A 12453-nucleotide genomic window follows, 5' to 3' on the forward strand; every position below is an offset into this window, starting at 1 on the left:
CAAGGCCGGCGCGTTCGCTTACTTCAAATGCGACGCCGATAAAGCGCTTGGTTGCGCGATTTCGCCGAGGCTTCGTCGGGAAATGCGGTTGCGGAATAGCGATCGATCAGCCACGCTAGAATCGCGCACATTCCGTTGCTCATAGATAAGAAAGCTTACGGCGCTATCGCCGGATGCGCGCGTTGACGTGCGAATCGGCGATCGCCACCTCAACGCGCTCGGCGGCGATGAGCGCGCGGCGGCTCTTATACCGGTACGAAAGCCACGACATGCAGCGATGCATGCGCCCCATCGAAGCCGGCGTCTGCAGCCGCGCATAGATGTGGACGAGTCTCGCGACGTCGCGCGCGAGCCACGGATCGGCGGGATACTTGTGCTCCCAATCGTGGATCGCATCTTCGGTGAGCAACGTATCGTGGAGAATCGAATCGGCCGGCCGCGCGCGCCGGTCTTCATTGTTGCTCACGTCGCGCAAGCGATTGCCGATCTCGAGAATACTCATTTTCATATGCCCGAAATATTCGTCCGCGGGAGCGACGCGATATCGCGCGCCCGCCGCCGCGTAACAGGAAGCGAGCGTGATGCTCGAAAGAACAGCGATAAGCATGAGCCGTCGTACGATCACCGTAGCCTCCATCCAACTCGCAGCGCACGAGCGCAGCGCGTTTGCACAAATCTGGCCGGACGTCGTAGCTCGCGTTCGCGAAGCTGCGAGATCCGGCGCTCGACTCGTCGTCCTGCCCGAGGGGACCGCCCCGGCGTACGTACTGGGCCATCGCCCGTACGACGGAGAAGCGACCCAGCGGGCCCTTGCCGACAGTATAACAGTCGCACGCGAGATGCGTACTATAGTTGTTTTCGGCGGCGCGCGAAAAAATGGAAGCTGCTTGCTTAATAGTGCGTTCGTAATCGATAGCGACGGCTCGCTCGCCGGGCATGCGGACAAGCAATTCTTGTGGCACTTCGACCGCCAATGGTTCGAGGCGGGTACTTCGCTCGCGCCGATCGCGACTTCGATCGGGGCGATCGGCGCACTGGTCTGTGCCGACGGCCGCATCCCCACGCTCGCGCGCACCTTGGTCGACCGCGGCGCCCAAGTGCTGGTCATGCCGACCGCCTGGGTAACCAGCGGACGCGACCCCTCGCTGTTCGAAAACGCGCAGGCGGATCTGCTGGCTCGTGTCCGAGCGCGCGAAAACGCCGTTCCCTTCGTCGCATCCAATAAAGTCGGAGTCGAGCTTGGGTGCGTCGCCTATTGCGGTAAGAGTCAGATCGTCGACGCCGGCGGCGAGGTTCTCGCGATGGCTTCGCAGGATCGCGCCGAGACGATCTTCGCGGAGATCGAACTCGCCGATCCGCATCCGCCCCGCCCGAGCTACCGGTTCGGCGACGCTTCGCGAACGCCGGATTCGGCGCGGCGAATCGCCATCACGCTCGCGCGGTTCGACGCGGCCGGATTAGACGAACGGCTGCGCATTCTTGAGGCCGCGTTCGTCCTCGCTCCCGGCGGCATGCATCGGCCGGCCGCGACGGCGGCCGACCCGGCCGTCGCGTACGTTGGCGACTCGCAGATGCTCGATCCGGCGGGTCTGGTACCCGCGCGCTCCGACGGCGCCGCGCTCGCGGTGTGGGAGACCCCCTCGACCGATGCGTTCTGGACGCTCACGTTTGCCCGCACTCGCGCGATGGAGTTGCGGATGTACGTCGTCGTTCTAGCCGCCGCGCAGGCACGCGCCTTTGCCGTCGATCCCGATGGAAGCGTCGTTGCGGGCACGTTTCCCGGATACGACCTGGCCAGCTTCGCCTTCGATCCCGCGCGCGTGCAGAATACGTTCGTCGCGCCGAATACCGACGTGCTCGATGGTCTCGCGCGTGCCGCGCGCGGCTAACACACTCACGAGGGGGCTCCCGCTCTTTCTCGCCGCGACGCTTCTGGGTCTCGCGTTGCTCGGCACCGTGCCGCACCGGCCGGCGGAGCGTGTGGGCTCGGTCGCGCTCGCGGTCCCGCGCGGGCCCTATCTGCCCGGCAGCCGCGTTCGGGTCGCCATCACCGGCCTGTTCGCCCCCTATCGCGTGAGCCTCTTAGGTCCGGGCAGCCTCGACGGCCTCGTCTATACCGTGCCGAACGTGACGGCTCCAACCACGGCCACGCTGATCGCGGGAGCCCCGGGCGCGGCCGCAATCGCCGAATTGCGGCTCGTGCCCGCCCCGCCGCTTTCGCAAGGACTCATCGCCGTCGCATCCTACGACGCCGGCATCGTCTTGCACGATTCGCACACGTTCGCGATCGTCGGCTACGTTCCGATCGGCGGAGCGCCGGGAGACGTGGCCTTCGGCCGCGACGGCACGATCGCGGCCCCGGATACCGACGGCGATTCTCTCGCGCTGGCCCGGCGTTCGCCGTGGCGGATCGAGGCGTTCCCGGGCGTAGCGCTCGGCAACGAGATCGCGAGCGATCCGGCCAGCGGCGCGTTCTTTGTGAGCGATCGCGACATTGCCGGGTACGGCGGCCTCACGCGCGTGAGCGCCGGCGGAGCCGTGACGCGGGTGCGCACCGGCATTACCTCCGAAGGGCTGGCCGTCGACGCGCGACGCCGCGTCGTCTACGTCGGCAACGTCAACGATGCGAGCGTCACCGCGGTCGACGCCGATACGATGACGGTGCGGCGGCGCATCGCATCGGTACCGCGGACGTTCGGCATCGCGCTCGACGAGCGCCGCCGCCGTCTCTACGTGGTTTCCAATACGAGCGCTTCGATGCACGGCGGCGGCGGATTCGTCGCCGCGATCGATCTGAGCGGCAAGCGGGAGCGCATCGCGGCGCGCAGCGCGCGGCTCGCCTTCCCGCTGGGCGTCGCCTACGATGCCGCAGGCGATCGAGTCTTCGTCACCGACGAAGAAGCAAACGTCGTGTACGTGCTCGACGCGCGAACGCTGCGCCCGCTGCGCGCCCCGCTGCGCACCTGCGATACGCCGTGGCGCCCGCACATCGATCGCGCCACGCACCGCTTGTTCGTTCCGTGCACGCGGGCGAACGCCGTCGACGTCTTCGATCTTCGATCCCTGCGGCGCGTAGCGCACGCTCCCTTCGCGACCGGCGGATTTCCGCTCGGCATCGCAACCTGGAAATAGATCCTCGGTCGCGAACGTATCGTTGACATGATCACAACGGCGACGCGATCGCTTCTTCTCGCTCTGCTGCTGCTCGCGCCGATTACCGCCTTGGCGGGCGCGTTGCCGGCGACCATCGATCCGCCCCAACCGTTTCCGTCGATCGTGACCGACGCTCCGACGATCTCGTTCGTTGCGCCGGGCGTAAGTTACGGCGACTACGAGGTGTGGACGCTCGAGGGTCCGCTCTCCATTCACGTGCTCGCCGTAAACTTGCACGATCCAAGCGTTCGTCTCGATACGGCGCTCGCATCGGATCGTTTGAATTCAAACGGCGAGACCGTCTCGGCGATGGCAGCGCGGACCGGCGCCGTCGCCGGCGTCAACGGCGATTACTTCGATATCAATAACACCAACGCGCCCTTGAATATTTTGGTCGAGGGCGGGCGGTTGCTTAAGACGCCGATGCATCGCTACGCGTTTGGACTAACGCGCGATAAACAGCCCGAATTTCTCGAGTTCGGCTTCGGCGGAAACGTACAGTTCGCGAGCGGAACGACCGTCGACCTCAACGGCGTCAACGATTGGCCGCCGCCAAGCGGCGGCACGTCGCTGTTGACGCCGGAGTTCGGCGACGTGCCGCCGGAGCAAAATCTCACGCTCGTACGATTGCAGCCGACGAGCGGCTCGCCGCCGTTTTCGAGCTACCGCATTGCCGGCATCGCCGACAACACGACGCGGCAGCCCGCGGGCTACTATTTGGGTATCGGCGTCAACGCCTACGGGAACGCCGGAGCGATCGATCCCGGCGGCACGATCGCGGTTACGGCCAACGCAACGCCCCCGCTTGCCGATCTGCTCGCCGCCGTCGGCGGCGGCCCGCTCCTCGTGCGCGACGGCGCGCCTTACGACGACCCCGACGGACCCTCCGGCGGCGAATTCAACACGCGCATTCCAAGCTCCGGGCTCGCGCTCACGCGCGATGGAACGCTGCTGATGCTCGTGGTCGACGGCCGCCAGCCGACGCTCTCTATCGGCCTCTCGCGCGCGCAATTCGCATCGTTGATGCTCGGCTTCGGCGCGGTAACGGGGATGGCGCTCGACGGCGGCGGAAGCTCGACGATGGTTGCGCGCGCGCTCGGCGATTCGCGCGCGATCGTGCAGAACTCCCCTTCCGACGGAAGCGAACGCCGCATCGGCGATGCGCTGTTGGTTTACAGCGACGCGCCGCAAGGGCCGCCCGCGCGTCTTGCCGTCGCACCGCAGTTCGTGCGAGTCTTCGCCGGCGCCCAGATCGATCTGCGCGATACGACGACCGATGCCGCCGGCCATCCGCTCCCGCCGGTGGGAACCTTAGAGATCCGCGCGATCCCAGCCGACCTGGGCAAAATCGTCGGGCAGCGATTCATCGCCGGCACGCAAGCTCGCACGGGCATCCTGCACGTGACGCGCGGCTCGCTCCGAACCGACGTGCCCGTGCACGTCGTCGACGCCGCGGCACGCATCGAGTTGATTCCCAAAGATCCCAACGTTTCGCCGGGCGAGCGCGTTCGTCTGGCCGCACGTGCCTACGACGCGCAAGGATATCCGCTCGAGCTGCCGGCGCATCTGCAGTGGAGCGCGAGTTCGGGACGCGTCGATTCGGATGGCTCCTTCGTCGCCGGCGCGCGCGACGCGACGGTGAGCGTGCGCGTCGCCGATTCGGTCGCATCCGAGCGCGTGACGGTGGGCCAGCACGACGCGCCGCTCCAGCTCGGCGGGCTGGTGCATTTCGCGACGATTCCGCGCAACGGACCCGGGTCGCTCGATTTCGGCACGCCGTGCGCGGCCTGCGTGACGCTGCACTACGATTTCACCGGAACCGAACGCGCGGCGTATCTCGAAGGCAGCGTGCCGCTTCCGAAACAATCGTTGGGCCTTGCGTTCGACGTCGACGGCGACGGCAACGGTGAAGTCCTGCGCGTGGCACTGCTCAACGCGATCAACGAACGCGTCGCGCTGACCGCCGGCAAGATTACGTGGAACGGTTGGCGCCACGTCGTCGTCAAGCTGCCCGCATCGCTCGCGCAACCCGTTCGTCTCGCACAAATCTACGTCGTGAACGCGCTCGGCGGACCGCCGGTTAGCGCCGCCGGCGCGATCTCGCTGCGCGACGTTCGCACGATTCTGGCAGGCAGCGGCGATTCGAGCCGACAATAGCGGCGCTCATGGGTTTTGACCGCAACGCTGCCCGAGCGCTGGATACGGCCGCCGCGGGTGGTGCACGGTATGCGGATATCCGCTTCGAGGTAGCGCGCTCCGAGCGCATCGAAGTGCGCAACGGAGTCGTCGTGACGCTCTCGGACGCAACGAGCCGCGGTTACGGCATCCGCGCCCTCTTCGATGGTGCGTGGGGATTTGCGGCGAGTTCCGACCTGACCGACGCGGGTTTGGACCGCACCGCCGCTCGCGCGGTCGCGATCGCGCGCGCCGGCGCCGCGATCGCGCGCCGGCGCTTCGGTGACGTACCGCCTAAGGCGTACGTCGACACGTTCGCGACGCCGATGCATCGCGATCCGGACGACGTGCCGCTCGACGAACGCGTCGAACTCTTGCTGGCCGCCGAAGCCGCGCTGCACGCCGACCCGTCGGTACGCGTCGGACGCGCGTGGCTCGACCTGTGGCGGACCGACAAGTTTTTCTACAGCACGATCGGTTCGAAGATCGCCCAATCGCTGCGCCAAACCGGAAGCGGAATGCAAGCGATGGCGGTGGGCGACGGCGACGTGCAGACCCGAACCTTTCCCGGCGATGTCGGTCTCTACCAATCCGGAGGCTGGGAGGTGGTCGAGGCGGCGCAGCTCCCTGCGAACGCGCAACGCATCGGCGAAGAATCGGCCGCGCTTTTGCGCGCGCCGCAGAGCCCCAGCGGCACGTGCGACATCGTTTTAGGCGGCTCGCAGGTCTCGCTGCAGATTCACGAATCGTGCGGCCATCCGGCGGAACTCGATCGCGTGATGGGTTGGGAAGCAAACTTCTCCGGCGTGAGTTTCCTCGAGATCGACCGGCTCGAACGGCTGCAGTACGGTTCCGATATCGTCACGATTCAGATCGATAACACGCTGCCGGCCGGCTTGGCAACCGCCGCCTACGATGACGAAGGCACGCGCAGCGGCGTCTCCGATATCATTCGCGCGGGGCGCCTCGCCGGCTACGAAATGAGCAACGACACCGCGCGCACGATCGGACGGCAGAGCAACGCGTGCGTTCGTGCCGAGAGCTGGGAATTCGTACCGATGATCCGCATGTGCAATCTCAACCTCTTGCCCGGCGACGTTGCGTTCGACCATCTTTTCGACGATATCGCCGACGGGCTCTACATGGAGAGCAATCGGAGCTGGTCGATCGACGATCATCGCTTGAATTTTCAATTCGGCTGCGAGATCGCGTGGGAGATCAAGAACGGCCGCCGCGGACGGATGCTGAAGAATCCGACGTACGCGGGCGTTACGCCGCAGTTTTGGAATTCGTGCGACGCGATCGCAGACCGGGACTCGTGGGTCGCCTGGGGCACGCCCAATTGCGGGAAAGGCGAACCGATACAGACGGGGCGCACGGCGCAGTGCGCGTCGCCGGCGCGCTTCCGCAACGTTCGCGTGGGGGTAGGCTACGGTGGATAAGGCGGCGCGCGAGGCGTTGGGCGCGCGCATTCTGGAACGCTCGAACGCCGATCACACCGAAGCGCTGGTCCATAGCGCGCAGAACGAACTCACGCGTTTTACTCACAACGCCATTCATCAAAACGTCGCCAGTAACGACGTTGCGGTCTCGATCCGCGCGATCGTCGGACTGCGCACCGGAGTCGCCCGGACGAACGTCGTGAACGACGACTCGCTCCAAGCCTGCGTCGAGCGCGCGATCGCCCTGGCACGGCTCGCGCCTGAAGATCCCGGCCTAGCCGACCTGCCGAACGGCGGCGCCGTGCAGACACCGCCCGGCGCGTTCGCGCCGAAGACCGCCGATGCCACACCGGCGATCCGTACCCGCATGTGTGAGGCGATCTTTGAGGTTGCCGAACGCGACGGGCTCTGGGCGGCCGGATACGCATCGACCAACGCGACCGGCATCACCATTCTCAACACGCGCGGCGCCACGGCATCCTTCGACGGAACGGCCGCCGGCGTCAACGTCAAGATGAACGCCGATGATTCGACCGGCTTTGGCGAAGCCTACGCAAACGACGTATCGGCCATCGGCGCGCGCACGATCGCCGAGACCGCCGCGCAGAAAGCCCTCGCTTCGGCCAAGCCGCGCGCGGTCGATCCCGGCGAATGGACCGTCATTTTGGAACCGGCGGCCTTCGGCGAACTCTTCTCCTACATCGGCGATCACTTTTCGGCGCAGTCCTTCGACGAGGGGTCGTCGTTTCTCAGCGACGGACTCGACAAACCGTATCTGGGCGAGAACGTCACGATTCGCGACGACTACGCGCACCCGTTAGCACCGGGGATGCCCATCGATTTCGAGGGCCAGCCGACGCAGCGGCTCGCGCTCGTCGAAGACGGCGTCGGGCGCGCGATCGTCACCGATAGTTATTGGGCCAAGCGTCTAAACCGCACCAACACCGGCCACGCCCTGCCCGCGCCGAACGCCTATGGCCCGCAGGCGTCCCACCTCGTGGTCGATCCCGGCTCGGCGTCGATCGCGCAACTCATCGCCGGGACGAAACGCGGCCTACTGATCAGCCGCTTCTGGTACATCCGGACCGTCGATCAGCGCCGGGCGATCGTAACGGGCATGACGCGCGACGGAACCTTCCTCATCGAAGACGGCAGCATCGTTTGCGGCGTGCGTAACATGCGCTTTAACCACAGCGTGATCGAGGCGCTCCGGCATTGCGAATTCTCAAGCGACGTGCGGCGCACGGGGAGCTTCGACTACTCGATGGTGGTGCCGTCGGCAAAGATCGAGGGCTTCACGTTCACGAGCGGAACCGATTTCTAGCTCGCCGCTAGCCGCACTTTTAGTCTTTTTTCATCTTTTTCGCTTAGCGTATCTGCCTCTCGCACGCACTCGATTACGGTGGAGGCGTTTCCCATGAGGCATTTCGCGTCTATTGCAACGGTCGCAACCGCTACGGCAGCGGTCTTCGTTTTCACGGCCTGCGGCGGAGGGTCCGGGCAGTCGACCCCGGCCCTTACGCCGACGGTTCCCTCGGCTGCAGCCGGAGCCAATTCGTCGCTCGGCGCTGCGGCCCTCGACACCGATCACAGCGACGATCGAGGACCTAATCCGGCGACGCCGGTCCTCAAAAGGCTCAACACCATCACGACGATCGGTTCGACGGTCGACCCGATCGACGGCGATCAAAACCCCTACGGACTCGACATCGCAAAGAGCGATTCCGGCCCGCTGCACGCGGGCGATCTCGTGGTCTGCAACTTCAACGATAGCAACGCGCTGGGCAACGTGCAGGGAACGGGAACGACGATCGTCGCGCTGCGTCCGCAGCCGGGCTCGGCTCCGACGCACGTCGCACAATCCGCAGACCTGCTCGGGTGCACGGCCCTGGCGCTCGCTCCGAACGATGCCATTTGGGCCGCGGCATTCGCCGCCAACGACAATCCGATCGTGTCGCCTAACGGCGCGATACTCACGACGCTTGCGGGCGGCCCGTGGCACGGTCCGTTGGGCGAGACTTTTGCCGGACGCGCCGATCATCGGCGCGCGGCCGCATTTTACGAAAGCAATGCGGGTGACGGCAGCATCGTTCGCATCAACAGTATTTCAGGAAAATCTTTTACGTTCGACGTTATCGCGACGGGCTTTCCGATCAACGGCGGCGCACCGGGCGGCATTCTGGGGCCGTCGGGTCTGCAGTACGACGCACAACAGGATCGTCTGTACGTCGTCGACGGTGCGAACAACGCCGTGTACGCGCTGCGTCACGTTTCGACGATTCCGGCGCACGGCCTGAGCGTAGATCCGGGCGGCACGTCGTTCGGCGGCCCGTTCGCGCACCGCGCGCGCGTCGTCTTTTCGGGCGCGCCGCTCAACGGCCCGATAAGTTCGGCGCTGATGCCGGGCGGCAGCCTCGTGATCGGCAACACGCTCGATCCCAACGGCACGAATCTCATGGTCGAGATTTCGCCGAGCGGACGGCTTTTGGCCGTGAAGAACGTCGATACCGGGCCCGCCGGCGCGCTCTTCGGCATGGTTGGGGCCGGCAGTGCCGAGAGTCCGAGGCTTTATTTCAACGACGATAACGACAATACGGTCAAGGTGCTGACCCAATAGGCTCCGCCGGTGCGGAGCGTGCGATCGCGAGCAGACGCCCGAAACCGGCGACGGCGAGAAGCAGACCGATCGCCAGCGCCGGCGCGTAGGGAGTGGATGCGAGGACGATCGCCGGATAGCTGCCGACGTCCGCGCGCAAACGCAGACCGGCGAGGTTGCGCCGCGCGCCCGCCCGCACGACGCCGATGCCCCCGGGGAGGATGCGGTCGTTTTGATCGGAGACGGCAAAGAGCACCGCGGACGAGCCGAGAATCGGCGGATTCGTATGCAGCTGCGCGGCTTGCTCGGGTGAAAACAGTACGGCCTTTACGACGCGCGACGCCGCCGGAACCGAGAACGTGTCGACCGGCACGTTCATGCCGGCAATCGTCGTGTGCGCCGCCATCAGCAGGATGGGCGAGAGAAACGTGCCGTTCGTCGGCTGCGTGATCGTTAGGCGGTTTCCGCGCGCGTCCTCGGCCTCCACGTAAACGACCGTGCGCGGCGATTGCCACATGACGGAGGAGGCGGTAAACGCCGGCCTGCGGCCGCCGACGGCGATCGTCGAGCCGGGTCGCTGCAGGTGAACGATCAACCCGGCCGACGGCGCCAGCGCGCCGCCGGCTGCGAACGGAAAAACGAAGGTTCCGCCGGCGTCGGCGTTTGGAACGCTGGCGCCGGGGGCGCCGAGAACGGTCTGCGTATCGGGCGCGAGCAGGCCGCTGGCAGCGCCCGCGAACGCGACGATCGCCGTGCCGAAAACGAGCATGGCGAGCGCGCCGATCTCCCGCGGCCGAGCGCGCCGAATGCGGCGCAAACGCAGCGCCGCATACGCGACAAGCGCGACCAGCAACGCGCCGTACCAGCCGTAATGATAGAGCTCGCGTCCGGGAAAGAGATCCTGCGCGAGAACGGCGGCCACCGTTATGGCGGCGACGATGGGCACGTCACCCACGCGCTATTTCCCCACGAGCGGTGAAACGGCTGCCACCATCTGGTCGTAAGAGAGCGGCCCGTCGAAACCCCGCACGACGATGCCGCGCGGATCGATCACGATCGTCGTCGGCAGGCCGAGCGCCGTATAGACGCGGCCGTAGCGTTGCTGCGGATCGAGCAGAATGGGAAAACGGATCCCCAGCGAGCGCGCGAACGCACCGGCGCGCTTGGCCGATTCGCCTTGGTTTACGCCGAGTACGACGAGGTTCGCGCTGCGGTACCGCGCGTAGAGCCGCTGCAGATCCGGCATCTCCGCACGGCACGGGGGACACCACGACGCCCACAGGTTCAGCACCACGATGCGTCCGCGGTACGACGCCAGGCCATCCGGCGTGCCGTCGAGCCGCGCAACCGTAAACGCGGGCGCGGGTTGGCCGACGAGCCCCGCCGGGCCGCCCGCGCGCGAAGAACCCGCGCCGCGAAAATATCCGGCCAGGACGGCAACGGCGATGATCGCCCCGGCGACCCAATACATCCACTTCGCCGATCGCGACATCTACCAGTCCCCCATGCGATCTTCGTCGACTTCACCTTCAAAGGCAATCGTGCCGGCCGGCATGACGGCGGCCACGACCGGCACGTCTTCGTAGCGAATCGCACCGCGGTGCGCGATCTCTACGGAGCGTTCGTAGATGGCGCAATAACGCTCCAGCACGTCCGGACTGCAGAGTACGCGCAACGGGCGCACGTGATAGAGCTGCTGGAAACCCGCGAAGGCGCGCTCGAATTCGGGCGCCGAGAATTGGCGGCCCAAACGAGCTTCGCGACGGACGTGTTCCAGGGGTGCTCCTTCTAACGGACGAATGCGCGTTGCCGTGCCGGCTCAGATTCTTGACGGGCGAAGCGTCGCCGCCGATCTACGCGTCGAACTCTCTACTCGCAGTAGTGCGCTGCGCGATGCGGGGATTCATCCCAGACTCGTCATCGAACTTATCGGAGAAAACGAGTCGAGCTTGGCGTACGTTCGCAACCTCGTGAAGACCGGGGAGCGCGTCGGCATCGCCGTCCACGTGGACGAGTTGCCGGAGCGTACGTCCGCCGCGACCCTGCGCGAGCGGCTCGACCGCCTGCGTGACGATCCAAGCGTACACGGCGTCATGCTGCAGCAGCCGCTTCCGTCGCACCTCTCGATTCGCGAGATCGCGGATGCGATTCCGGTTCACAAAGACGTCGACGGCACGCACCCGACCAATCAAGGCAATCTCGCCTTCGGCAGCGGCACGGAGTTCGTGCCCGCGACGCCCGCGGCCGTGATGTTGTTGCTCGAGCGCAGCCCGCATTGGCCGCTCTCCGGCCGCAAGGCCGTCATGATCGGGCGCTCGGTCGTAGTGGGAGCGCCCGTCGCGATGCTGATGCTCGCAAACGACGCCACCGTAACGGTGCTGCACAAAGAATCGCACAGTCTGCAGCCCTATCTGCGCATGGCCGAGATCGTCGTCGTCGCGACCGGCGTTCCGGGGTTGATCGGCGGCGCCGACATCGCGCCCGGCGCGACGGTTATCGACGTCGGAACGACGGTGGTCGACGGAACGCTCAAAGGCGACGTCGACTTCGCATCGGCCGTCAAAGTTGCCGGTTCCATCACCCCGGTTCCCGGCGGCGTCGGCCCCGTCACCAACGTCGCCCTCCTACGCAACGTCATCAAAGCCGCCGAACACCCCTCGCCATCACGCTGAACCCGTGCGAAGCACGAGCCTGCCGCCCTTCGACAGGCTCAGGATGACAACAATCGGGGGACTTGTCATGCTGAGCTTGTCGAAGCATGAGCTTGTCGAAGCATGAGCTTGTCGAAGCATGAGCTCGTCGAAGCATGAGCTTGTCGAAGCATGAGCGTGTCGTCCTTCGACAGGCTCAGGATGACAATGGTTTTTTTTGTCATGCTGAGCTTGTCGAAGCATGAGCTTGTCGAAGCATGGGCGTGTCGTCCTTCGACAGGCTCAGGATGACAGCAACGAGGACTTGTCATGCTGAGCTTGTCGAAGCATGGGCGTGTCGTCCTTCGACAGGCTCAGGATGACAGCAACGAGGGACTTGTCATGCTGAGCTTGTCGAAGCATGGGCGTGTCGTCCTTCGACAGGCTCAGGATGACA

11 protein-coding genes are annotated in these 12453 nt (G+C 65.9%); 7 read left to right on the forward strand and 4 right to left on the reverse strand.

What is annotated here, in order from left to right; genetic code table 11:
* Positions 1 to 163: 163 nt before the first annotated feature.
* Complete coding sequence (locus VIG32_12040) at positions 164 to 625, reverse strand: hypothetical protein (GenBank protein HEY8298738.1); 462 nt, start codon at positions 623 to 625, stop codon at positions 164 to 166.
* Between VIG32_12040 and VIG32_12045 the strand changes: the two genes are divergently transcribed.
* From VIG32_12045 to VIG32_12070, 6 genes are all read left to right on the forward strand, one after another.
* Positions 606 to 1889 carry a carbon-nitrogen hydrolase family protein gene (locus VIG32_12045; GenBank protein HEY8298739.1) on the forward strand — a complete coding sequence of 428 codons (1284 nt, stop codon included), beginning with the start codon at positions 606 to 608 and terminating at the stop codon, positions 1887 to 1889. The genes VIG32_12040 and VIG32_12045 overlap by 20 nt on opposite strands.
* Entirely contained in the window at positions 1873 to 3132 is a 1260-nt protein-coding gene (locus VIG32_12050) for a YncE family protein (protein HEY8298740.1), read from the forward strand. The genes VIG32_12045 and VIG32_12050 overlap by 17 nt, the downstream gene beginning before the upstream one ends.
* A 27-nt stretch (positions 3133 to 3159) precedes the next feature.
* Positions 3160 to 5310, forward strand: a complete 2151-nt coding sequence (locus VIG32_12055; GenBank protein HEY8298741.1) for a phosphodiester glycosidase family protein — start codon at positions 3160 to 3162, stop codon at positions 5308 to 5310.
* A gap of 8 nt (positions 5311 to 5318) precedes the next feature.
* The gene (locus VIG32_12060; protein ID HEY8298742.1) at positions 5319 to 6770 is read left to right on the forward strand and encodes a TldD/PmbA family protein; all 1452 of its coding nucleotides are present in this window, start codon (positions 5319 to 5321) and stop codon (positions 6768 to 6770) included.
* Positions 6763 to 8094 carry a TldD/PmbA family protein gene (locus tag VIG32_12065; GenBank protein HEY8298743.1) on the forward strand — a complete coding sequence of 444 codons (1332 nt, stop codon included), beginning with the start codon at positions 6763 to 6765 and terminating at the stop codon, positions 8092 to 8094. Before VIG32_12060 ends, VIG32_12065 begins: the two co-directional genes overlap by 8 nt.
* A 93-nt stretch (positions 8095 to 8187) precedes the next feature.
* Complete coding sequence (locus tag VIG32_12070; GenBank protein ID HEY8298744.1) at positions 8188 to 9387, forward strand: hypothetical protein; 1200 nt, start codon at positions 8188 to 8190, stop codon at positions 9385 to 9387.
* Here the strand turns inward: VIG32_12070 and VIG32_12075 are convergent.
* From VIG32_12075 to VIG32_12085, 3 genes are read right to left on the reverse strand one after another with little or no spacing between them, the layout of a single operon-like run.
* Positions 9368 to 10321, reverse strand: coding sequence for a hypothetical protein (locus VIG32_12075; protein HEY8298745.1), 954 nt, complete (start codon positions 10319 to 10321; stop codon positions 9368 to 9370). The genes VIG32_12070 and VIG32_12075 overlap by 20 nt on opposite strands.
* Positions 10322 to 10324: 3 nt before the next feature.
* Positions 10325 to 10858: a TlpA disulfide reductase family protein gene (locus VIG32_12080; GenBank protein HEY8298746.1), complete on the reverse strand. Its 534-nt coding sequence runs from the start codon at positions 10856 to 10858 to the stop codon at positions 10325 to 10327.
* Positions 10859 to 11116, reverse strand: coding sequence for a hypothetical protein (locus VIG32_12085; GenBank protein ID HEY8298747.1), 258 nt, complete (start codon positions 11114 to 11116; stop codon positions 10859 to 10861).
* A 49-nt stretch (positions 11117 to 11165) separates the two neighbouring features.
* Here VIG32_12085 and VIG32_12090 point away from each other — a divergent pair, with 49 nt between their 5' ends.
* Positions 11166 to 12038, forward strand: coding sequence for a bifunctional 5,10-methylenetetrahydrofolate dehydrogenase/5,10-methenyltetrahydrofolate cyclohydrolase (locus VIG32_12090; protein ID HEY8298748.1), 873 nt, complete (start codon positions 11166 to 11168; stop codon positions 12036 to 12038).
* Positions 12039 to 12453 lie beyond the last annotated feature (415 nt).

Source organism: Candidatus Baltobacteraceae bacterium (assembly GCA_036559195.1).
Taxonomy (GTDB): domain Bacteria; phylum Vulcanimicrobiota; class Vulcanimicrobiia; order Vulcanimicrobiales; family Vulcanimicrobiaceae; genus JALYTZ01.

Coding starts and splice junctions, on each gene's coding strand:
- VIG32_12080 (HEY8298746.1), bottom strand. CDS start 10,858: ATGTCGCGATCGGCGAAGTGGATGTATTGGGTCGCCGGGGCGATCATC.
- VIG32_12090 (HEY8298748.1), top strand. CDS start 11,166: ATGCGCGTTGCCGTGCCGGCTCAGATTCTTGACGGGCGAAGCGTCGCC.
- VIG32_12055 (HEY8298741.1), top strand. CDS start 3,160: ATGATCACAACGGCGACGCGATCGCTTCTTCTCGCTCTGCTGCTGCTC.
- VIG32_12045 (HEY8298739.1), top strand. CDS start 606: ATGAGCCGTCGTACGATCACCGTAGCCTCCATCCAACTCGCAGCGCAC.
- VIG32_12070 (HEY8298744.1), top strand. CDS start 8,188: ATGAGGCATTTCGCGTCTATTGCAACGGTCGCAACCGCTACGGCAGCG.
- VIG32_12060 (HEY8298742.1), top strand. CDS start 5,319: ATGGGTTTTGACCGCAACGCTGCCCGAGCGCTGGATACGGCCGCCGCG.